The following is a 19,636-nucleotide window of genomic DNA, read 5'->3' on the forward strand; positions in this document are numbered from 1 at the left end:
TGACAGGCTGCTATCGGGAGCGAGCCCCCTCCCACATTTGTTTTGCGTCAGTCCTGGGAATTCACCAGTGACTGTGACGCCGCCACGTAATCGGCCTGGAACTCTGCAGATTCAATCCACGCCAGCGCCGCCGCTTCATCGTCACTGTCCGTGGTCCATTGCCGATACTCGATCAGCGCGGCCAGGATAAAGTCGGTGGCTTCTTCTTCGCCTTCCTGCTCCAGCACCAGCGCCAGCAACGGGTGCGCCAGGAACGCTGCACACATTGCTTGTTGGCTGACTTCGCTGGCAACGCGCATCTCCAGGAACAATTCGGTCAAATCCACCGACTCAAGGTCGATACGGTCGTCGTCACCGGCAAACGCATCCGGCTTGGCCGCCACGGCGCGCTGGGTGCGGTTTTGCTTGGCTTTGGCCTTGGCCCGATGGGCACGTTTCTGCTGCTTGTTCGGCGAGGCCATGGGTCGGCTTCCTTGGGTTTGGGGGGTATTGAAGCGCAGGTTGGGGTAAATCCCAAGGGGTTGTGTGGAAGGGGCGATTCGCGGTGCTGCTATTGCTCCTTGTTTGTGCTGCTAATACGCTCGCGTCTTTGGATCGGCCTAGAGCGTCTTCATGACCCGCGAAACCCTCGAACACAAGCAGATCCCCCTCTACTTCGTCGCGGTCCTTCTTGCTGCCACGCTGGGCCTGTTCGCGCCTTCGCTGGGGCATGGCCTCGCCGCTCTGGTCACGCCCGCTATCGCCGTGCTGATGTATGCGATGTTCCTGCAGATCCCGTTTCTGGAGCTGCGTCAGGGGGTGGGCAGCAAGCGCTTTATGGCGGCGCTGCTGCTGGCCAATTTCATTCTTGTGCCGTTGCTGGTCTGGGCACTGACCCGAGGCCTTGTGGAGCGCCCGGCACTGCTGGTGGGGGCGTTGCTGGTGTTGCTGACGCCGTGCATCGATTATGTGGTGGTGTTCACCCATATCGGCAAGGGCGATTCGCGGTTGATGCTGGCGGCGACGCCGGTGTTGCTGCTGTTGCAGTTGGCGCTGTTGCCGGTGTACATGGGGTTGATGTTGGGCACGCAGTCTGAGGTGGTGGTTGAGGTCGGGCCATTTGTCGCGGCGTTTGTGTGGTTGATTGTGGTGCCGATGCTGCTGGCGGTACTGACGACGTCCCTGGCGCGACGATCTGCTGTCATCAGTGCGTGGAACAGCGCCTGGGCCTGGTTGCCGGTGCCGGCGATGGCGCTGGTGCTGTTTGTGGTGATCGGTTCGCAGATCACCTCGGTGGTGCGCGATCTCAACCTGCTGCTGCCGGTGATTCCGGTCTATCTGGGTTTCGTGTTGCTGGCGCCATTGCTGGGGATGCTGGCCGCGCGATTGTTCGCGTTGCCGGCGGGGGCGGCGCGTGCGGTGACCTTCAGTGCCGCCACGCGTAACTCGCTGGTGGTGCTGCCGTTGGCACTGGCGCTGCCGGAAGACGTGCGCGGGTTGGCGGCAACGGCGGTGATCCTGCAGACCCTGGTCGAGTTGGTTGCCCAGTTGTTCTACGTGCGCCTGATTCGCGCAGTGGTGTGGCGCAAAAATCGGTAAACGCATGAAGTTTCAGGTCTGTTCAGGCGCTATTCAGGGGTGCGTTGTGCACCATGAGCGGCGCCTTACACCTGACAGGTCAACCGATGGATCACCGCAACCGTTTTCGTCTGGAATCCCTGGGCCTGTTTCTGGTCGCCCTGTTGCTGTTCACCTTGGGTATCTGGGACCAGCAGCCCCAAGGCTTTGACGGTCGCTGGGCGCTGTTCCTGCAGGAAATGTTTCGCCATGGCGCGAGTCTTTTCCCTACTACCTACGGCCAGCCCTACGCGGACTACCCCGGCACTGCGACGTTCTTCAGCTTTGTGTTTGCCCGAGTCTTCGGTGCGCCCAATCACCTGGCGAATATCTTGCCCACCGCGCTGGCATCCGCCGGGGTGATTGCCGTGATCTACCGGCTGTTGGCCCCTCGCAGCCGGCAATGGGCGCTGCTCACTGTGCTGTTGACCTTGCTCACCACACAACTGCTGGAAAAGTCCCGCTCGGTCTGCCTCGATCAGATGGTCGCGCTGCTCTGCGTGGGCAGCTTCTATCTGCTGCACAGTGGTGAGCGCCTGGGTTCGCGCTGGCGGCAACTGGCGGTGTTTCCGTTGTTCATCCTGGCGTTTGCGATTCGCGGCCCGTTGGGGCTGATCGAGGTCTGCGGCGTGGCGTGCGTTTACTGGGCGCTCGGCCGTCCCGGCGAACGGGTCAGGCAGGTGCTGATTCACGGTGTGGTCGGCCTGGTGCTGTTGGCGGCCTGCTGGTGGCTGCTGATGAAGCTGGCGCGGATCAGCGGAGGCGATGCGTTTGCCGACGAGGTATTCAAGATGCAGGTGGGTGGGCGCCTCGATGAAAACGGTGAGCCGTTCTATTTCTACTTCCAGTTGAGTTTGTACCGTTACTTTCCCGTGGTGCCGCTGGCCCTGGCGACCCTGTTTGCGCTGCGCCATCGCTGGGCGCTACGACGGACCGATGAAGACGTGCAAATGGTGGTGCGTCTCGGTGCGTGCGGCTTGATGATTCTGCTCGGCCTGTCGGTGCCGCATTTCAAGCGTGCCTATTACATCCTGCCGATGGTGCCGATGTTTGCCGCTGTCGCCGCCTATGGGCTACTGCAGTCGCAGGGCTGGCTCGCTGGCGTGCGCCGATGCTACGAAGGCCTTGTCGCGGCGCTGCCAACGCTGTGCCTGATTGCCGTCCTGGTGTGTCGGCACGCGTGGCAGAAACATGGCTACTGGCCGGACGTATCGTTGCCGCTATTGTTCAGCGTATTGGTGTTGCTGCAGGTGGCGGTGCTGTTCGCCTGGCATCGGGCGGCGCGCCTGGTGTGGCTCAGTCTGATCGCACTGGCGGCGCAATGGCTGCTGCTGGTGGCGGTGGTAGAGCCGTCCAAGGACCTGCAATTCGACACCCGCACGTTTGTCGGTCAGGTCGAATCGCTGCGCGACGTCACCCCTGGACCGTTGGTGTTCGTCGATCTTGGCCAGGACGCCTGGGGCGTGCGCTACATGATGAACCTGGATCACGACGAGCGACCGTTGTTCGTAGGGCGCCATGAACTGGAGAAATTGAACGCGCTGCCAAGGCCGTCCTGGGTGATTGTGGAACGCACGCAAACGGTCTTGCTGAAGGGCTCGCCGGTGGAGCATCTGGCTCCGGCGTTCAACGGGCGATTGAATGACAATCCGTTGATGGTGTTTTTGTTGAAGTGAGTGCGACCTTGTCTGGATAAGTCTTCATGCATAAGGCCTGTCCAGCTGCTCAGGGATGAATCCTTCCTCGCGTAGTGACTTGATAACGCCTCTGATCAGGTAGTTGTTGGAGAACCCGATGGTGTAATGCCGTGCACCTGGGTTAACGGGAAGAAGCATGCCCTGATCGACCAGTTTTTTTATCTGGTAGGTTCTTTGTGCGGCGGACAGGCTTGGCAGTACATCGGCAATGTCGCTTGATTTGCCAGACCTGAGTCGAATGAAGGGTTCAGAAGCTCAAGATCGTGGTGAAAAAACTCTGCCATGTCGAAAAATATCTCTAATCGATTTTTTATTATCTCAAAAAAGGAGCGCTCTGATGCCCGTAAAACCAGGGTTCAGGGTCTCAATAGGGACTACGTTATCTCAAAAACACAATTCAGATAAGTGAAAAGCTTGAGGGGCGCAAGTGGGTTTGGCCAGGTGATCCTTCGTCAGCGGGCCTGTGCCTGAGGGGTGGTATAGGGCCTGCTCAAATCGCAGGCAACAAAAAACCCGCACAAGGCGGGTTTTTTTGTGTTTCGGATGATAGTTGCACCACCTGAAACTAATTAGTGGTGCCCAGAGACGGAATCGAACCGCCGACACGGGGATTTTCAATCCCCTGCTCTACCGACTGAGCTATCTGGGCAACGGGGCGCATTAAACGGGTTTTTCAGGGGGGCGTCAAGCAAGTTTTAGAAAAATATTTAATTATTACCGTCGCTTACGTGCTGACCCCGATTTTTGCTCAATTATTGAGCAGGTGGTACGTAGCCCTCGGCCTGGGCGTATTCCTCGCCGGAAAAGAACTTGTCCATTTCGCCCGCCAGGTATTTGCGGTCTTCGGCGTTCATCATGTTCAGGCGTTTTTCGTTGATCAGCAGGGTCTGGTGTTTAAGCCAGTCGCCCCAGGCTTTGGCGGAGACATTGTCGTGAATGTCCTGGCCCTTGGCGCCCGGGTACGGAGGGCGGTCCAGAGCTGGCAATTCTTCTTTGTACTTGCGGCACATTACGGTGCGGGTCATGACGACACTCCTGCATTCAATACGTCGGCCGCGCGCTTCAGCAGTTTCTTGACCGGGGCGGCAAGGCCCAGGCGCGGCGGGGTGGCGAGGTTATACCAGAGCCAGTCGGCCTCGGCCACGTGATGGGCCGATTCCTCGACCTGTACCAGCCAGGGTTCGATGGCCAGCTGGAAGTGGCTGAAGGTGTGGATCAGCCCCGGCAATTCCTGATGCTTGCCCAGTTCGAGCGCGTGTTGCTCGGCCAGGTGTTCGAGGTCGCCAAGGTCATCCAGCTCCGGCAGGCTCCACAACCCGCCCCACAGTCCGGTGGAGGGGCGGCGATAAAGCAGAATGGCGCCTTCGGTGTTGGCCAGCATTGGCATCAGTGTGCGTTTCTGCGGGATGGTCTTGCGCGGCTTGGGGATCGGGTAGCGCGTTTCCAGGCCGAGCATGTGGGCCTCGCAGCCTTTTTCCAGCGGGCACAGCAGGCAACTGGGTTTGCTGCGGGTGCAAAGGGTCGCGCCCATGTCCATCATTGCCTGGGTATAGGCGTTGACGCGTTCATGGGGCGTGAAGCGCTCTGCGGTGGCCCATAGCTGCTTGGCCACCTTGGGCTCGCCCGGGTAGCCCTCCTGCGCGGTAAAGCGCGCCAGCACGCGTTTGACGTTGCCATCGAGGATAGGCGCACGCAGGCCCATGCTCAGGCTGGCGATGGCGCCGGCGGTGGACAGGCCGATGCCGGGCAGTTCGGTGAGTTTTTCGACATCCCTGGGAAACTCGCCACCGTACTCGGCCACCACGATCTTCGCGGTCTTTTGCAGGTTGCGCGCCCGAGTGTAGTAGCCCAGGCCGGTCCACAGGTGCAGCACTTCGTCTTCCGGCGCGGCGGCCAGGGCTTCGACCGTCGGCAGCGAGGCCATGAACCGGTCGAAGTAATTGAGCACGGTGCTCACCTGGGTCTGTTGCAGCATGATCTCCGAGACCCACACCCGGTAAGGCGTGATGCCCTGTTGCCAGGGCAGGTCGTGGCGACCATGGCGGTCGTACCAGTCGAGTACGGCCTCTGAAAACTGCTCGTTTCTCATCGTTTGAACAGGCCTTTCAAAGCATCTTTGAGCTGCGGGTTGACCTTGTCGAGCTTCTCTTCCAGTTTCTCGTTGAGGCGATTGCCGGCGGCCTTGATGGCGACCTGGCCGAGGCCGTCCTTGTCCAGGCGGCAGGCCTTGGCACCCAGCTCCAGCGGGCCGCGGCAGCGCAGCGGCACTTCGATGTTCTGGAAGTTGGCACCGACCTGGCACGCCGGGTCCGGCACTTCGCGCTGATCGCCTTCGACAATGATGCCGACGCGGTAGTCCATGCCCAGTACGCGCAGGTCGACGTCACCGTTGCCGTTGACGGTCAGGCCCGGGATGCGCACTTTCAGGTCGGGGTTGCTGGCTACGCCATTGCGGAACGTGAGGTTGCCGCGCAGTTCCTCGAACGGCGTGTCCTTGCCCGGAGGCGTGCTGCTCAGGGTCTTGCGGTTTAGCAGGGCGATGCCGGTGCACACTTGTTGCTCAATATTGGCATTGAGCAGCACGCCGTTGTTGATCACGAAGCTGGCGGTGCCGTTGAGACTGTCGATCAGCGCTTTCTGGCTGTTGCCGCGGCCGCTGAGGTTGCTGTCGAGGGTGACCTGGCCTTTCACCGGCGGGGTTTGCCCCTGGGCCTGCAGGATGCGTTCGACCGGCACTTGCCTGATATGGCTTTGCAACGCGAGCAGCGGAATATCCTGGCGCACGTCGAGCGTGCCGTTGGCCTGGAAGGTGCCGTTGTAGAGGCCGCCGCTGAGGGCGTCGAGCTTGAGCTGGCCGTCGATGCCGGAGGCTTTCAGCACGGCGTTCTGGATTGGCAGTTTGCTCAAGGTCAACTGACCAAAGGCAAGGTCGGCATTCACGTCGAGGGTACGCAGGCGGGTGAGCGGCAGCAGCTTGTCGGTGCTCCAGGCGCTTTTGGTCGGCGCGTCGGGCAGCGGCGTGGTGCCACCGGCAGCCATGGCCCCGGCTTCGCTGTTTTGCACTTCGGCCTGGCGGGCGGCGGTGGCGCCCTTGGCGGACTCGGACTTGGCCGGCAAATAGTTGTCGGCGTTGAAGGTGTCGCCCTTGAGCTGCATGCGCAGCGACTGTTTGGCGAAATCTTCCACGGCGATGCGGCCGGTGAAGGTGCTGCCGTCGAGCTTCAGGTTCAGGTCTTCGAGCGCCACGCTGGTGGGCGTGCCCTTCAGACGGCTGACCAGCTCGACCTTGCTCAGGCTGCCGTCGGCCATCGGCGGCAGCGGGTGGCCGACGCTGTCGAGGAATTTGGCGAGGTCGAATTGGGCGATGGACAGGGCGCCGCTGAGCTGCGGGGTCTTGTCCAGGTCGTTGACCTTCAGTTCGCCCAGCGCGCGCAGTTGGTTGGCCGACAGTTTCAGGTTGGTCCATTCGGCGATGTTCGCCGCCTGGTCCACCAGCAACTGGCCCTGGGTGGAGAAGGTCACGGTCTTGCCCTGCAGCGGCTCGCCGGTGGCTTCACCGGAGATCTTCATGTCTTCGAACTGGTAACGCTTGAGGGCGCGCTGGATGCGCAGGTTGCCGTTGAGCTCGGTCTTGATGCGCATCACCGGCTGGTTGCTGCCGAAGAACGCGGTGAGCTTCACCGGAATGCTTGCGCCTTCATGCACGGCGCCAGCGCTCAGCTGGATACTCTCGGCGCTGAACTGCTTGCCGGTCTGCTCATCGTTGTATTCGACGCGCGCGTTGTTGACGGTCAGGCTGTCGATGTCCAGGCGAATCGGCTTGGCCGGTTTCTCCGGCTCGGCCTCGGCCGGTTGTTCCGCCGGAGCAGGGGTGCCGGTGGTGGTCGCTACCGTCACGTTCTTGCCGATATCTTCCCAGTTGCCATGGCCCTGCTTGTCGCGGTTCAGGCGCAGGTTCAGGCCTTCGACCCGCACATCGCTCATCTGCACTTCGCGGCGCAGCAGGGGCAGCACGCGCACCGACAGGCCGAGCATCTGCAGATCGGCGAATGGCTGGGTCGGGGTGGTCAGGGTTGCCACGCTGGCGTCATGCAGTTCAAGACCGAGCCAGGGGAACAGGCTCCAGCCGATATCGCCATTGAGCGTCAGCTCGATGTGGGCCTTGTCGCGGGCAATCTGGCGAATCTCTTCCTTGTAGTCGTTGGGATCGAAGAGGTGGGTCAGGGCAAAGCCGAGAGCCACAATGATCAGCAACAGCCCGAGGAGTACCAGACCCAGGATTTTGCCGAACGCTTTCATGGGCGAGTCCTTGTATGTCGATTTCAAAATTTAGCCGCAGAGTATAACGCCCGGCGGCCTGAGTCAGTTCAGCGATCGTTACATTGTATCCAGATCGAGAAGAACAGGAATTTGGCGTCAGAAAAAACGAATTTCCTGAAAAAGTGATATCAGTTTGGTTTTTCTTGTCTCTACAGGTGCTAATCTCTGCGCGTTCGTCCGCCTTCTGCGACCTATCGTCGCGCCAAAATGGAGCTTTACTCGACCACCACGGCCACGCTTTGCGTGCAATGCCGAGGGGGAGAGCGCCTGACGGACACACACTAACAACTGGGGGAAACACCAATGAGCACAAAGCCTGCGTTCCTGTCCAAGGAGCGCATTATCGCCAAACCGGGGTTCAACCGCTGGCTGGTTCCACCGGCCGCCCTGGCCATCCACCTGTGCATCGGCATGGCCTACGGCTTCTCGGTGTTCTGGCTGCCGCTGTCCAAAGCGCTGGGTATTACTGCGCCGGTCGCGTGTGCACCGGACATGAGCTTTATCACGCAGGTCTTTTCGTCCCAGTGTGACTGGCCCATCTCCATGCTGGGCTGGATCTACACCCTGTTTTTCATTTTCCTGGGCTGCTCGGCAGCGATCTGGGGCGGCTGGCTGGAACACGCCGGGCCGCGCAAGGCTGGCGTTGTATCGGCCCTGTGCTGGTGCGGTGGCCTGTTGATTTCGGCGCTGGGTATCTATACCCACCAGATCTGGCTGATGTGGATCGGTTCCGGCGTGATTGGCGGTATCGGCCTGGGCCTGGGCTATATCTCGCCCGTTTCGACCCTGATCAAGTGGTTCCCGGACAAGCGCGGCATGGCCACCGGCATGGCGATCATGGGCTTCGGCGGCGGCGCGATGGTCGGTGCACCTCTGGCCGCAGCGCTGATGGGTCACTTCGCTTCGCCAACCAGCGTGGGCGTGTGGCAGAGCTTCCTGGTGATGGCTGCGATCTACTTCGTGTTCATGATCGGCGGCGCACTGTCCTACCGCGTACCGCCGACCGGCTGGAAGCCTGAGGGCTGGACGGCACCGGCGAAAAAAGCCAGCAATGCGATGATCACCCACCGTCACGTGCACGTGAACGTGGCCTGGAAAACCCCGCAATTCCGTCTGGTGTGGCTGGTGCTGTGCCTGAACGTTTCCGCCGGTATCGGCATCCTGGGCATGGCTTCGCCGCTGCTGCAGGAAGTGTTCGGCGGCAAGTTGCTGGGCGTGAATGTGCCGTTTGGCCAGCTGGATGCCGGGCAACTGGCGTCGATTGCTGCGATTGCGGCGGGCTTTACCGGTCTGTTGAGCCTGTTCAACATCGGCGGCCGGTTCTTCTGGGCGTCGTTCTCTGACTACCTGGGCCGCAAAAACACCTACTTCGTGTTCTTCGCCCTGGGCTTTGCCCTGTACGCGCTGATCCCGAACCTGGGGCACCTGGGCAACGTGGCGCTGTTCGTGGCGGCGTTCTGCGTGATCCTGTCGATGTACGGCGGCGGCTTCGCCACCGTGCCGGCTTACCTGGCCGACCTGTTCGGTACGCAAATGGTCGGTGCGATCCACGGTCGCCTGCTGACCGCCTGGGCTGCGGCCGGCGTGCTGGGCCCGGTGTTGGTGAACTACCTGCGTGAATATCAATTGAGCATTGGCGTTGAACGCGCTGCGGCCTATGACATCACCTTGTACATCCTCGCCGGTCTGTTGGTGCTGGGCTTCATCTGCAACCTGCTGGTGCGCCCGGTGGCCGACAAGTACTTCATGAGCGACGCCGAACTGGCTGCCGAACAGGCGCTGGGCCATGACAAGGGCGCTGATGCGTCCACCGTGCTGGAGTGGAAAGCCTCCCCTGGCAGCAAGCCGCTGGCGATTGCCGCCTGGCTGGTGGTGGGTATTCCGTTGGCGTGGGGTGTGTGGGTAACCCTGCAGAAGACGGCGGTACTGTTCCACTGATAACGCCGCAATAACTTGTGGGAGGGGGCTTGCTCCCGATGGCGATGGGTCAGTTGCCTATGTGCAGGCTGATCCGCCGCTATCGGGAGCAAGCCCCCTGCCACATTGGGGGTGCCGAGTTCGCATCAGCGGGTTCCAGTTGTATGCACATGTCTATCCCCGACACTCCATCAGTCTTATCCCCTCCGATGTTTCTGTTTGCCGCCCGCACCCCTATAATGGCCACCTTTTTCGCCCAATGATTTGCGGAGCTGGTGATGGTCGAACGTATGGCGTCCGTCGAGCGCGACACTCTGGAAACCCAGATCAAAGCCTCGATCAACCTGGATGGCACCGGAAAGGCCCGATTTGATATCGGTGTCCCCTTCCTTGAGCACATGCTGGACCAGATCGCCCGTCACGGGCTGATCGACCTGGATATCGTCAGCAAGGGCGACCTGCACATCGACGACCACCACACGGTGGAAGACGTGGGCATCACCCTCGGCCAGGCCTTTGCCAAGGCCATCGGCGACAAAAAAGGCATCCGTCGCTACGGCCATGCCTATGTGCCGCTGGATGAAGCGCTGTCGCGCGTGGTCATCGACTTCTCCGGTCGCCCGGGCCTGCAGATGCACGTGCCCTACACCCGCGCCACCGTAGGCGGCTTCGACGTCGACCTGTTCCAGGAATTCTTCCAGGGGTTCGTCAACCACGCACTCGTCAGCCTGCACATCGACAACCTGCGCGGCACCAACACCCACCACCAGATCGAAACCGTGTTCAAGGCCTTCGGCCGCGCGCTGCGCATGGCGGTGGAGCTGGACGACCGCATGGCCGGGCAAATGCCGTCGACCAAGGGCGTCCTGTAATGCAGACGGTCGCGGTTATCGACTACGGCATGGGCAACCTGCATTCGGTGGCCAAGGCCCTCGAACACGTGGGTGCCGGCAAGGTGCTGATCACCAGCGATGCCGATGTGATTCGCGAAGCCGACCGCGTGGTGTTCCCCGGTGTGGGCGCGATTCGCGACTGCATGGCCGAGATTCGTCGCCTGGGCTTTGACAGCCTGGTGCGTGAAGTCAGCCAGGACCGTCCTTTCCTCGGTATCTGCGTGGGCATGCAAGCCCTGCTGGATCGCAGTGAAGAGAACAATGGCGTCGACTGCATCGGCCTGTTCCCCGGCGATGTGAAGTTCTTCGGCAAAGACCTGCACGAAGACGGCGCCCACTTGAAAGTCCCGCACATGGGCTGGAACGAAGTGCGCCAGACGCTGGATCACCCGTTGTGGCATGAGGTGCCGGACATGGCGCGCTTTTACTTCGTGCACAGCTACTACATCGCCGCCGGTAAAGCCGGCCAGGTGGCAGGCGGCGGGCATTACGGCGTCGACTTCGCCGCCGCGCTGGCCGAAGGCTCGCGTTTTGCCGTGCAGTTCCACCCGGAAAAAAGCCATACCCATGGCCTGCAACTGCTGCAGAACTTCGCCGCGTGGGATGGCCGCTGGTAATGGCCAGGAAGGCCAAAGCACCGATCTTGACCCTCACGCCCGAGCAGGAGCGTGAGGCCACCGACAAGATCAAGCGCTTCATGCAGGACCGTTTCGAGCTCACGCTGGGCTCGTTCGAAGTGGCCGAGATTCTTGAGCTGTTCACCCTTGAGGTGGCGCCGCACTATTACAACAGGGCGATTTTCGACACGCAGACGCTCCTTAAAGAAAGGTTCGAAAGCCTCGAAAGCGACTTGTGGTCGCTTGAGAAACCCTGATTTCCCAAGCATTGCTGAATATCGAATAAGGTTTGCCAGATGCTGATTATCCCCGCTATCGATCTCAAGGACGGCGCTTGCGTACGTCTGCGCCAGGGCCGCATGGAAGACTCCACCGTGTTCTCCGATGACCCGGTGAGCATGGCCGCCAAGTGGGTGGAAGGGGGCTGCCGTCGCCTGCATCTGGTGGACCTGAACGGCGCCTTCGAAGGCCAGCCGGTCAATGGTGAGGTGGTCACCGCCATCGCCAAACGCTACCCCAACCTGCCGATCCAGATCGGTGGCGGTATCCGTTCGCTGGAAACCATCGAGCACTACGTCAAGGCGGGCGTGAGCTACGTGATCATCGGCACCAAGGCCGTGAAAGACCCGGCCTTCGTCGCCGAGGCCTGCCGCGCGTTCCCCGGTAAGGTGATCGTCGGCCTGGATGCCAAGGACGGTTTCGTCGCCACCGACGGCTGGGCTGAAATCAGCACCGTGCAGGTGATCGACCTGGCCAAACAGTTCGAAGCCGACGGCGTCTCCGCCATCGTTTATACCGACATTGCCAAGGACGGCATGATGCAGGGCTGCAACGTGCCGTTTACCGCTGCGCTGGCCGCCGCGACGAAAATCCCGGTGATTGCTTCCGGCGGTATCCACAACCTGGGCGACATCAAGTCGCTGCTGGACGCCCGTGCGCCCGGCATCATCGGCGCCATCACCGGCCGTGCGATTTATGAGGGCACCCTGGATGTGTCCGAAGCTCAGGCCCTGTGTGATGGCTATGAGGCCAGCTTCAAGTTGTAAGCTGCAAGCTGCAAGTAAAAGCAGACCCGCTTCTACTTGCAGCTTGCAGCTCAAAGCTTGCAACTCTTATCGGAGATAAGCCCATGGCGCTGGCCAAACGCATCATCCCTTGCCTGGACGTCGACAACGGTCGCGTGGTCAAGGGTGTCAAGTTCGAGAACATCCGGGATGCCGGCGACCCGGTGGAAATCGCCCGTCGCTACGATGAGCAGGGTGCCGACGAGATTACCTTTCTCGACATCACCGCCAGCGTCGACGGCCGCGACACCACGCTGCATACCGTCGAGCGCATGGCCAGCCAGGTGTTCATCCCGCTGACCGTGGGCGGTGGCGTACGCACCGTGCAGGATATTCGCAACCTGCTCAACGCCGGTGCCGACAAGGTCTCGATCAACACCGCCGCAGTGTTCAATCCGGAGTTCGTCGGCGAGGCTGCGCAGCACTTCGGCTCGCAGTGCATTGTGGTCGCCATCGACGCCAAGAAAGTCTCGGGCCCCGGCGAAACCCCGCGCTGGGAGATCTTCACCCACGGCGGGCGCAAGCCGACCGGCCTGGACGCGGTGGAGTGGGCGATGAAGATGGAAGGCCTGGGTGCGGGCGAAATCCTGCTGACCAGCATGGACCAGGACGGCATGAAAAACGGCTTCGACCTGGGCGTGACCCGCGCCATCAGCGACGCGCTCGGCATCCCGGTGATCGCCTCCGGCGGCGTCGGCAACCTGCAGCACCTGGCCGATGGCGTGATCGAAGGCCACGCCAGCGCAGTGCTGGCGGCGAGCATTTTCCACTTCGGCGAATACACCGTTCCCGAGGCCAAGGCCTACATGGCCGCGCGCGGTATCGTGGTGCGCTAAACGCTGCTGGACAGCATGGCAGGCGCGCGGCACTCTCTGCGCTTGCCATGGATTCCGGTAGCCTACATGTTCAAACAACTCCTGCTTGCCACGTCCCTGCTGTTGGCTGGTGCGGCCCACGCCGACGAACCCTCTGACGCCGCGCTGGTGTTGCTGACGGAAAATTTTCCGCCCTACAACATGGCAAAAAACGGCAAGAACTTCGCCAGGGACGAGAACATCGAAGGCATCGCCGCAGATATCGTGCGCGAGACCTTCAAGCGTGCCGGCATTGCCTACAACCTCACCCTGCGGTTCCCCTGGGAGCGCATCTATAAACTCACCCTGGAAAAACCCGGCTACGGCGTTTTCGTGATGGCGCGCCTGCCCGAGCGTGAAGCGCTGTTCAAATGGGTCGGCCCCATCGGCCCGGATGATTGGGTGCTGCTGGCCAAGGCCGACAGCAGGATTGAGCTCAGCAGCCTCGAGCAGGCGCGCCGCTATAAAATCGGTGCCTACAAGGGCGATGCCATTGCCCAGACCCTGGACAGGCAAGGCCTAAAGCCGCTGGTTGTGCTGCGCGATCAGGACAATGCGCAACGACTCATGGACGGCCAGATCGACCTCTGGGCCACCGGCGATCCCGCCGGGCGTTATCTGGCGCGTCAGGTGGGCGTGACGGGGCTCAAGACCGTGTTGCGCTTCAATAGCGCTCAACTCTACCTCGCGTTGAACAAGAACGTGTCGGATGAACTGGTGGCGAAGCTTCAGGCCACGCTGGATCAATTGCGTAAAGACGGCGTGGTCGACGAGATCATGGCGCGCTACCTTTAACCTGCAGTCACCAGCTCCCACGACTGCAGCACGGCAATCAGCGGGACAAACACGGTCAAAAATGTGGGAGGCTCCGCCAAGTCTTCGACTTAGCGCTGTCGCGCAGCAAACTGGGGCCTCTGTGGCGAGCGGGCTTGCCCCGCGTTGGGGTGCGAAGCGCCCCCAATCAAGCAAAACGCGGTGTACCTGATACGGCTCAGCGCCTGGTTTTGGGGCTGCTGCGCAGCCCAACGCAGGACAAGCCTGCTCGCCACAGGGAATCTGCGCTTGACTGAACGGCATTGGGGCAAGCCCGCTCGCCACAGGAATGTGGCTGACTGAAACTTCAGGTTTTAAAATCAATACGTTATTTTGTGTTTGATAAGAGCTGGCTTGCCTGCGAAGGCGTCGGCCCGGTAAACATGGATGCTGACTGACGCACCGCTTTCGCAGGCCAGGCACACCGCCGCTCACATAGGGGTCTGCTCTTAACTGAATAGCATTAGGGCAATCCTGCTCCCACAGTGGTATGTCGCCATCTTGTCTAACGGTACTGGCCGTTCTTGCCATGGCCGCCCATGGCCTGATTGCTGCGCAGGCTGATCATCGATTTGATATCGATCCATTCGACGCCTTGTGCCTTGAGCCGGGGCAGTTCGCGCTCCAGCACCGCCAGGGTTTGTGGATAAGGGTGGCCGATCATCACCACCGATCCCTGCTTGTGCGCCAGCTTGATCGCGGTTTGCAGTTGGGTGGCGATGGCCGCTTCGGTGCGTTCGTCATCCAGAAACACATCCCGCGAGACACTGGCCAGGCCAATCTTCTGCGCCTCGGCGGCGGCAACGGTCTGCGCGCTGGTGCGGCTGTCGACAAAGAACTTGTGACGACGCTGCAGCTCGCCCATCAGCCAGGCCATCGCCTGCGGCTGGGCGGTCATGCGGCTGCCCATGTGATTGTTGATGCCAGCGGTGAAAGGCACGGCTTCGAAGGCGGCGTCCAGGCGCTTGCCGAGTTCTTCGATGGGCAATTCAGGGTGCCAGGCGAACGGGCCGGTGGCCGGGTCCATGGGCATGTGCAGGATCACGATCTTGCCGGCCTTGTGGGCTTCGCGGGCGAATTCGGCGGCGTGGGGCGTGTCGGGCATGATCGCGGTGGTGACCGGCCCGGGCAGGGCCAGCACACGCCGATCCCGTGGCAGGTTTTGCCCCAGGTCGTCGATGATCAGGGTCAGGTAGGCCTTTTGAGATTCGCCGGCAGGCGTCGCGTGGGCGACACCTGCCAGGCTGCACAGCACGGCGATAATCAGGGCAAGGCGCATATCAACGGTTGCGCGTGATGCTCAGGCCCTTGAGCAGGCTCAACGCCTGGGCCAACTGGTAGTCGTCGTCCTGTGGCATCGGCTTGGCTTTGGCGCCGCTGCCGGTAGGCTGGTCGGCGCCGCCGTTGCCATTGCCCAGGTGACCTTGCAGGTCGGCCTCCTTGTAATACTCGCTGTCGATCTCGTTGGTGATCTTGGCCTTGCGCACCTCAATGTCCGGCACGATGCCCTGGGCCTGGATCGAGCGCCCGTTCGGCGTGTAGTACAGCGCAGTGGTGATTTTCAGGGCGCGCTCGTTGTTCAGCGGCAACACGGTTTGCACCGAGCCCTTGCCGAAGCTGGTGGTGCCCATCAGCACGCCGCGCTTCTGGTCCTGCAGGGCACCGGCGACGATTTCCGAGGCCGAGGCGCTGCCGCCGTTGATCAGCACGGCCAGTGGCACGTTTTCGCTGAGGTCGTTACCGGTGGCCGAGAAACGCAGCTCGGAATTGGCGATGCGGCCCTTGGTGTAGACGATCAGGCCCTTGGTGATGAAGTGGTCGACCACTTCCACCGCCGATTGCAGCACGCCGCCCGGGTTGTTACGCAGGTCGAGCACGATGCCGTTGAGTTTCTTGCCGTTGTCCTTGCGCAGCTTGGCCAGGGCCTTGGCCACTTCGTCGCCGGTCTTGACCTGGAACTGAGTGATCCGGATGTAGCCGTAACCCGACTCCAGCAATTGGCTCTTCACGCTCTTGACCGTGATGGTCGCGCGGGCCAGGGTCACGTCAAACGGGTTGCCGCCGTCGCGCACCAGGGTCAGGGTGATTTTCTGGCCGAGCTTGCCGCGCATCTTGTCGACGGCTTCGGTCATGGTCTGGCCGCGGGTGGGCTGGCCGTTGATCTTGACGATCAAGTCGCCGGCCTGGATGCCGGCCTTGGACGCCGGGGTGTCGTCGATTGGCGAGACCACTTTGATCTGGCCGTCTTCAGCGCCCACCTCAATGCCCAGGCCACCGAACTCACCGCTGGTGCTTTCCTGCAGCTCGGCGAAATCTTCCGGACCAAGGTACGCAGAGTGCGGGTCGAGGTTGCTGAGCATGCCCTTGATGGCATTTTCCAGCAGGGTCTTGTCGTCTACCGGTTCGACATAGGCTGCCTTGATGCGGTCCATGACCTCGGCAAAGGTGCGCAGCTCGTCCAGCGGCAACGGCGCCTTGGTGGTCGCGGCAGAGGTCGCGGCTGTGGCGGCGGGTGCGGCCGCAGCGGCCTGATCGGCGAAAGCCAGCGGCGCGCCGGTCACCAGGGCGATCGTCAGGGCCAGCGAAGTGAGGCGGGACAAATGCAGCATGTCGAACGAACTCCTAATGTAGGTACGGCCCTATCCTTGGGAACGGCACCATTGTGCAGGGTCGCTCGGGCGGCCCTGCTGACGAATAGCGAAGTACAGCGCCGGGGTGTCCTGGCCACCACTGTTACCCACAGTGGAGATGGATTCACCGGCTTTTACAACATCACCTGCCGACTTGAGTAATGTCTGATTGTGGCCGTAAAGGCTCAAATAGCCATTGCCGTGGTCAAGAATCACCAGCAGGCCAGCGCCGCGCAGCCAATCGGCGAACACCACGCGCCCACCGTGAACGGCGTGGACCTGGCTGCCGGCAGCGGCGCTGATCATCACGCCATCCCACTTGGCGCGGGTGTCATCGCCACGGGTTTCACCAAAGCGTGCCAGTAATCGACCATCAACCGGCCATGGAAGTTTGCCGCGTGCTGAAGCAAAAGGGCCGCCGAACGACTCGCCGGTGCTGGAAACCAGCGGGCCGGGCGCTGCACGCGCCGGTTTACGCGGCGCTGGCGCGTCGGTGGTGGCCGCCTGTTCGGCCTCACGCTGGCGCTTTTTTTCGGCTTCCTGCTGGGCGATCAGCGCTTTTTGCCGCGCCTCTTCAGCCTCGCGAGCCTGGCGGGCCAGGGTTTCCTCGATGGTTTTGAGCACCTTGGCCAGGTCGGCCTGGTCCTGCACGCGGGCCTGCAACTTGGCGTCGCGGGCCTTGACGTCGTCGTTGAGCTTGGCAAGGGCCAGCTGGCGTTCCTTGCGTACCTTGTCGAGCTGGTCACGCTGGGTATCGAGTACGGTTTTCTGGTCGAGCAGCTGCGATTGCTGGTCGGCGATTTCCTGTTCGACATTGGCCAACTGGCGCAGGGTTTCGTTGAACCCTTTCAATTGCTCCAGCCGCGCTTTGCTCAGGTAATCGTAATAGGTCAGGGTGCGTGCGAATTTCTCGGGGTTCTGCTGATTGAGCAGCAGCTTGAGGTATTCCTGGCGGCCGCTCTGGTAAGCGGCGCGGGCCTGGATCGCAATCAGGCGTTGCTGTTCAACGCGTGCGCTCTGGAGTTTTTTTTTCTCAGCGTCGAGTCGCTCCAGTTCCGACTCGCTCTTCTTTAGTTCTTTTTGCAGCTCCTGGACTTGCTTCTCCAGCTTGCCCATCTCGGTTTCCGTACCGCGCAGGTCTTTCTGCACCCCGGATTTTTCTTCCTGGAGTTTGCCGAGCAGTTTTTTCAGCTCGGTAATATCCTGACGCGTAGCGTCCAACTGTTGTTGGGTTTGTGCGCGCTCATCGGCAAACGCCGGTTGGAGCAGGCAGACAAGAGCAAGGGTAATCAAGGCGCGAAGCATAGAGGCGGGCGACACCAGGGAAATGGACGGCCTAGTATGCCCGCCAAGCGCGGCAAAAAAAACGCCCAATTCGGGCTGGAAGGCAAGATAGGTTCCGAGTGGCGCCGGTATGGCAATAGGACATCTTCTAAACACTGGAGATCCAATGTGGGAGGGGGCTTGCTCCCGATGGCGGTGTGTCAGCTAAATATAGGCTGGCTGAGCCACTGCTATCGGGGGCAAGCCCCCTCCCACATTGTTTCGCGGCGCTTTTTAGATCAAACCAGGATCGAAGTCCCGGTCATCTCCACCGGCTTCTCCATCCCCATCAGCATCAGCATGGTCGGCGCCACATCTGCCAGTACGCCGCCGTGACGCACCTTGAAATCGCGCTTGCCCACATAGATGAACGGCACCGGCTCGGTGGTGTGGGCGGTGTGGGCTTGACCGGTGGATTCGTCGGACATCTGCTCGCAATTGCCGTGGTCGGCGGTGATCAGGGCTTCGCCGCCGACCTTTTCCAGCGCATCCACAATGCGACCCACGCACAGGTCCAGGCATTCCACGGCCTTGGTCGCCGCTTGCAGGTTGCCGCTGTGGCCGACCATGTCGCCGTTGGCATAGTTGACCACGATCACGTCATAACGCTGGTGCTCGATGGCATCGACGATTTTGTCGGTCACCTCAGGCGCGCTCATTTCCGGCTGCAGGTCGTAGGTGGCCACTTTTGGCGATGGGATCAGGATGCGTTCTTCGCCCGGGAATGGTTCTTCACGCCCACCGGAGAAAAAGAAAGTTACGTGGGCGTACTTCTCGGTCTCGGCGATGCGCAGCTGGGTCTTGCCATTTTTGGCCAGGTAATCGCCCAGCACGTTGTCCAGGCTGCTCGCGGCAAAGGCGGCGGGGGCCGGGATGCTGGCGGCGTATTGGGTCAGCCCCACGTACTGGACTTTGGGCTGGCGCGCGCGCTCGAACTCCTTGAAGCCATCTTCGACGAACACGCGGCTCAGCTCGCGGGCGCGGTCGGCGCGGAAGTTCATGAATACCACGGCGTCGCCGTCTTCGACCTTCACCGGCTCGCCGATGGTGGTGGCCTTGACGAACTCGTCGCTCTCGCCACGCGCATAGGCCGCTTCAAGACCTTGCTGGGCGGTGGCGGCATTGAATTCGGCCTGGCCGTCGACGATCAGGTTGTAGGCCTGGGCGACGCGGTCCCAGCGGTTGTCGCGGTCCATGGCGAAGTAGCGCCCGACCAGGCTGGCAATGCGGCCCTTGCCCAGGGCGGCGAAGGTGGCGTCCAGCAGTTCGATGGACGATTGCGCGCTTTTTGGCGGAGTGTCGCGGCCATCGAGGAAGGCGTGCAGGTAGATCTTCTCGGCGCCGCGCTTGAAGGCAAGCTCGGCCATGGCGACCAGGTGGTCCTGATGGCTGTGTACGCCGCCGTCGGACAGCAGGCCCATGAAGTGCACGGCCTTGCCGGCGGCCACTGCTTTATCGACCGCTGCGCAGATGGTCGGGTTCTCGAAGAACTCGCCGTCGCGGATCGCTTTGGTGACGCGCGTGAAGTCCTGGTATACCACTCGTCCGGCGCCGAGGTTCATGTGGCCCACTTCCGAGTTGCCCATCTGGCCGTCCGGCAGGCCCACGTCCATGCCCGATCCGGAGATCAGGCCGTTGGGCACAGTGGCGGTCAGGCGGTCCAGCACCGGCTTGCGCGCCGCGTATACCGCGTTGTCGTGGTGGCTTTCACTGTGTCCGAAGCCATCGAGAATTATCAGGACCAAAGGTTTAGGCGTGGTAGTCATAGATCCTCTCGCGGCGGTAATAAAGGAAGGCGTTTGAAAAGTGAGTGGCAGTTTAAAGCGAAGTTCAGACTGAGTCACCGCTTTACAGGGGTTGGCCCCCCCTGACGGCTGTGTATACTTACCGCCATTTTAACGCCCTGGAACCT

The 19,636-nt window shown here is 61.5% G+C and carries 17 protein-coding genes, 1 tRNA gene and 1 pseudogene; 9 read left to right on the plus strand and 10 right to left on the minus strand.

The features are described from left to right. Nucleotides 1-47 precede the first annotated feature (47 nt). Nucleotides 48-461 (minus strand): hypothetical protein, encoded by a 414-nt coding sequence (locus LUB09_RS12295; RefSeq protein ID WP_209987420.1) that lies wholly within the window; start codon nucleotides 459-461, stop codon nucleotides 48-50. Between the two features lie 151 nt (nucleotides 462-612). Here LUB09_RS12295 and LUB09_RS12300 point away from each other — a divergent pair, with 151 nt between their 5' ends. Continuing rightward, nucleotides 613-1,578, plus strand: coding sequence for an arsenic resistance protein (locus tag LUB09_RS12300; protein WP_231422692.1), 966 nt, complete (start codon nucleotides 613-615; stop codon nucleotides 1,576-1,578). Nucleotides 1,579-1,664: 86 nt separating this feature from the next. Then, the gene (locus tag LUB09_RS12305; RefSeq protein WP_231422693.1) at nucleotides 1,665-3,272 is read left to right on the plus strand and encodes a hypothetical protein; all 1,608 of its coding nucleotides are present in this window, start codon (nucleotides 1,665-1,667) and stop codon (nucleotides 3,270-3,272) included. Nucleotides 3,273-3,296: 24 nt separating this feature from the next. Here LUB09_RS12305 and LUB09_RS12310 read toward each other — a convergent pair. From LUB09_RS12310 to LUB09_RS12330, 5 genes and pseudogenes are all read right to left on the minus strand, one after another. Beyond that, nucleotides 3,297-3,533, minus strand: a pseudogene (locus LUB09_RS12310) (Fic family protein); the annotation flags it as partial. Nucleotides 3,534-3,866: 333 nt separating this feature from the next. Continuing rightward, nucleotides 3,867-3,942, minus strand: a tRNA-Phe gene (locus tag LUB09_RS12315). 103 nt (nucleotides 3,943-4,045) lie between these two features. Beyond that, nucleotides 4,046-4,318, minus strand: coding sequence for an oxidative damage protection protein (locus LUB09_RS12320; RefSeq protein ID WP_231422694.1), 273 nt, complete (start codon nucleotides 4,316-4,318; stop codon nucleotides 4,046-4,048). Next, nucleotides 4,315-5,382 (minus strand): A/G-specific adenine glycosylase, encoded by a 1,068-nt coding sequence (gene mutY / locus LUB09_RS12325; protein ID WP_231422695.1) that lies wholly within the window; start codon nucleotides 5,380-5,382, stop codon nucleotides 4,315-4,317. The genes LUB09_RS12320 and mutY overlap by 4 nt, the downstream gene beginning before the upstream one ends. Beyond that, on the minus strand, nucleotides 5,379-7,592 hold the full coding sequence (locus LUB09_RS12330) for an AsmA family protein (RefSeq protein WP_231422696.1): 2,214 nt from the start codon (nucleotides 7,590-7,592) through the stop codon (nucleotides 5,379-5,381). Before LUB09_RS12330 ends, mutY begins: the two co-directional genes overlap by 4 nt. Nucleotides 7,593-7,916: 324 nt before the next feature. Between LUB09_RS12330 and LUB09_RS12335 the strand changes: the two genes are divergently transcribed. The 7 genes from LUB09_RS12335 (at nucleotide 7,917) to LUB09_RS12365 (ending at nucleotide 13,753) form a co-directional block, all read left to right on the plus strand. Next, nucleotides 7,917-9,551 carry an OFA family MFS transporter gene (locus LUB09_RS12335; protein ID WP_209987433.1) on the plus strand — a complete coding sequence of 545 codons (1,635 nt, stop codon included), beginning with the start codon at nucleotides 7,917-7,919 and terminating at the stop codon, nucleotides 9,549-9,551. Nucleotides 9,552-9,808: 257 nt separating this feature from the next. Then, nucleotides 9,809-10,402 carry an imidazoleglycerol-phosphate dehydratase HisB gene (gene hisB / locus LUB09_RS12340; RefSeq protein WP_003237513.1) on the plus strand — a complete coding sequence of 198 codons (594 nt, stop codon included), beginning with the start codon at nucleotides 9,809-9,811 and terminating at the stop codon, nucleotides 10,400-10,402. After that, complete coding sequence (gene hisH, locus LUB09_RS12345) at nucleotides 10,402-11,040, plus strand: imidazole glycerol phosphate synthase subunit HisH (RefSeq protein WP_057008572.1); 639 nt, start codon at nucleotides 10,402-10,404, stop codon at nucleotides 11,038-11,040. The genes hisB and hisH overlap by 1 nt, the downstream gene beginning before the upstream one ends. Continuing rightward, on the plus strand, nucleotides 11,040-11,297 hold the full coding sequence (locus LUB09_RS12350) for a DUF2164 domain-containing protein (RefSeq protein WP_231422697.1): 258 nt from the start codon (nucleotides 11,040-11,042) through the stop codon (nucleotides 11,295-11,297). Before hisH ends, LUB09_RS12350 begins: the two co-directional genes overlap by 1 nt. A gap of 39 nt (nucleotides 11,298-11,336) precedes the next feature. Further along, on the plus strand, nucleotides 11,337-12,086 hold the full coding sequence (hisA, locus tag LUB09_RS12355) for a 1-(5-phosphoribosyl)-5-[(5-phosphoribosylamino)methylideneamino]imidazole-4-carboxamide isomerase (protein ID WP_231422698.1): 750 nt from the start codon (nucleotides 11,337-11,339) through the stop codon (nucleotides 12,084-12,086). Nucleotides 12,087-12,169: 83 nt separating this feature from the next. Then, nucleotides 12,170-12,940, plus strand: a complete 771-nt coding sequence (gene hisF / locus LUB09_RS12360; RefSeq protein WP_003171107.1) for an imidazole glycerol phosphate synthase subunit HisF — start codon at nucleotides 12,170-12,172, stop codon at nucleotides 12,938-12,940. A 66-nt stretch (nucleotides 12,941-13,006) separates the two neighbouring features. Beyond that, nucleotides 13,007-13,753, plus strand: a complete 747-nt coding sequence (locus LUB09_RS12365) for a substrate-binding periplasmic protein (RefSeq protein ID WP_231422699.1) — start codon at nucleotides 13,007-13,009, stop codon at nucleotides 13,751-13,753. A 523-nt stretch (nucleotides 13,754-14,276) separates the two neighbouring features. Here the strand turns inward: LUB09_RS12365 and LUB09_RS12370 are convergent. The 4 genes from LUB09_RS12370 to gpmI form a co-directional block, all read right to left on the minus strand. Beyond that, nucleotides 14,277-15,050, minus strand: coding sequence for a divergent polysaccharide deacetylase family protein (locus tag LUB09_RS12370; protein ID WP_231422700.1), 774 nt, complete (start codon nucleotides 15,048-15,050; stop codon nucleotides 14,277-14,279). 1 nt (nucleotide 15,051) lies between these two features. Continuing rightward, nucleotides 15,052-16,380, minus strand: coding sequence for a S41 family peptidase (locus tag LUB09_RS12375; RefSeq protein ID WP_231422701.1), 1,329 nt, complete (start codon nucleotides 16,378-16,380; stop codon nucleotides 15,052-15,054). A gap of 30 nt (nucleotides 16,381-16,410) precedes the next feature. Then, nucleotides 16,411-17,706 carry a murein hydrolase activator EnvC family protein gene (locus tag LUB09_RS12380; RefSeq protein WP_209987446.1) on the minus strand — a complete coding sequence of 432 codons (1,296 nt, stop codon included), beginning with the start codon at nucleotides 17,704-17,706 and terminating at the stop codon, nucleotides 16,411-16,413. Between the two features lie 257 nt (nucleotides 17,707-17,963). Continuing rightward, a complete protein-coding gene (gpmI, locus tag LUB09_RS12385; protein WP_209987448.1) occupies nucleotides 17,964-19,490 on the minus strand; it encodes a 2,3-bisphosphoglycerate-independent phosphoglycerate mutase in 1,527 nt (508 codons plus the stop codon). Nucleotides 19,491-19,636: the final 146 nt, after the last annotated feature.

It is taken from the genome of Pseudomonas sp. Leaf59, assembly GCF_920984685.1.
Classification (GTDB): domain Bacteria; phylum Pseudomonadota; class Gammaproteobacteria; order Pseudomonadales; family Pseudomonadaceae; genus Aquipseudomonas.

What these genes read in the sequence shown, in the direction of transcription:
- LUB09_RS12295 (WP_209987420.1), bottom strand. Translation starts at nt 461, where the DNA reads ATGGCCTCGCCGAACAAGCAGCAGAAACGTGCCCATCGGGCCAAGGCC.
- LUB09_RS12300 (WP_231422692.1), top strand. Translation starts at nt 613, where the DNA reads ATGACCCGCGAAACCCTCGAACACAAGCAGATCCCCCTCTACTTCGTC.
- LUB09_RS12305 (WP_231422693.1), top strand. Translation starts at nt 1,665, where the DNA reads ATGGATCACCGCAACCGTTTTCGTCTGGAATCCCTGGGCCTGTTTCTG.
- LUB09_RS12320 (WP_231422694.1), bottom strand. Translation starts at nt 4,318, where the DNA reads ATGACCCGCACCGTAATGTGCCGCAAGTACAAAGAAGAATTGCCAGCT.
- mutY (WP_231422695.1), bottom strand. Translation starts at nt 5,382, where the DNA reads ATGAGAAACGAGCAGTTTTCAGAGGCCGTACTCGACTGGTACGACCGC.
- LUB09_RS12330 (WP_231422696.1), bottom strand. Translation starts at nt 7,592, where the DNA reads ATGAAAGCGTTCGGCAAAATCCTGGGTCTGGTACTCCTCGGGCTGTTG.
- LUB09_RS12335 (WP_209987433.1), top strand. Translation starts at nt 7,917, where the DNA reads ATGAGCACAAAGCCTGCGTTCCTGTCCAAGGAGCGCATTATCGCCAAA.
- hisB (WP_003237513.1), top strand. Translation starts at nt 9,809, where the DNA reads ATGGTCGAACGTATGGCGTCCGTCGAGCGCGACACTCTGGAAACCCAG.
- hisH (WP_057008572.1), top strand. Translation starts at nt 10,402, where the DNA reads ATGCAGACGGTCGCGGTTATCGACTACGGCATGGGCAACCTGCATTCG.
- LUB09_RS12350 (WP_231422697.1), top strand. Translation starts at nt 11,040, where the DNA reads ATGGCCAGGAAGGCCAAAGCACCGATCTTGACCCTCACGCCCGAGCAG.
- hisA (WP_231422698.1), top strand. Translation starts at nt 11,337, where the DNA reads ATGCTGATTATCCCCGCTATCGATCTCAAGGACGGCGCTTGCGTACGT.
- hisF (WP_003171107.1), top strand. Translation starts at nt 12,170, where the DNA reads ATGGCGCTGGCCAAACGCATCATCCCTTGCCTGGACGTCGACAACGGT.
- LUB09_RS12365 (WP_231422699.1), top strand. Translation starts at nt 13,007, where the DNA reads ATGTTCAAACAACTCCTGCTTGCCACGTCCCTGCTGTTGGCTGGTGCG.
- LUB09_RS12370 (WP_231422700.1), bottom strand. Translation starts at nt 15,050, where the DNA reads ATGCGCCTTGCCCTGATTATCGCCGTGCTGTGCAGCCTGGCAGGTGTC.
- LUB09_RS12375 (WP_231422701.1), bottom strand. Translation starts at nt 16,380, where the DNA reads ATGCTGCATTTGTCCCGCCTCACTTCGCTGGCCCTGACGATCGCCCTG.
- LUB09_RS12380 (WP_209987446.1), bottom strand. Translation starts at nt 17,706, where the DNA reads ATGCTTCGCGCCTTGATTACCCTTGCTCTTGTCTGCCTGCTCCAACCG.
- gpmI (WP_209987448.1), bottom strand. Translation starts at nt 19,490, where the DNA reads ATGACTACCACGCCTAAACCTTTGGTCCTGATAATTCTCGATGGCTTC.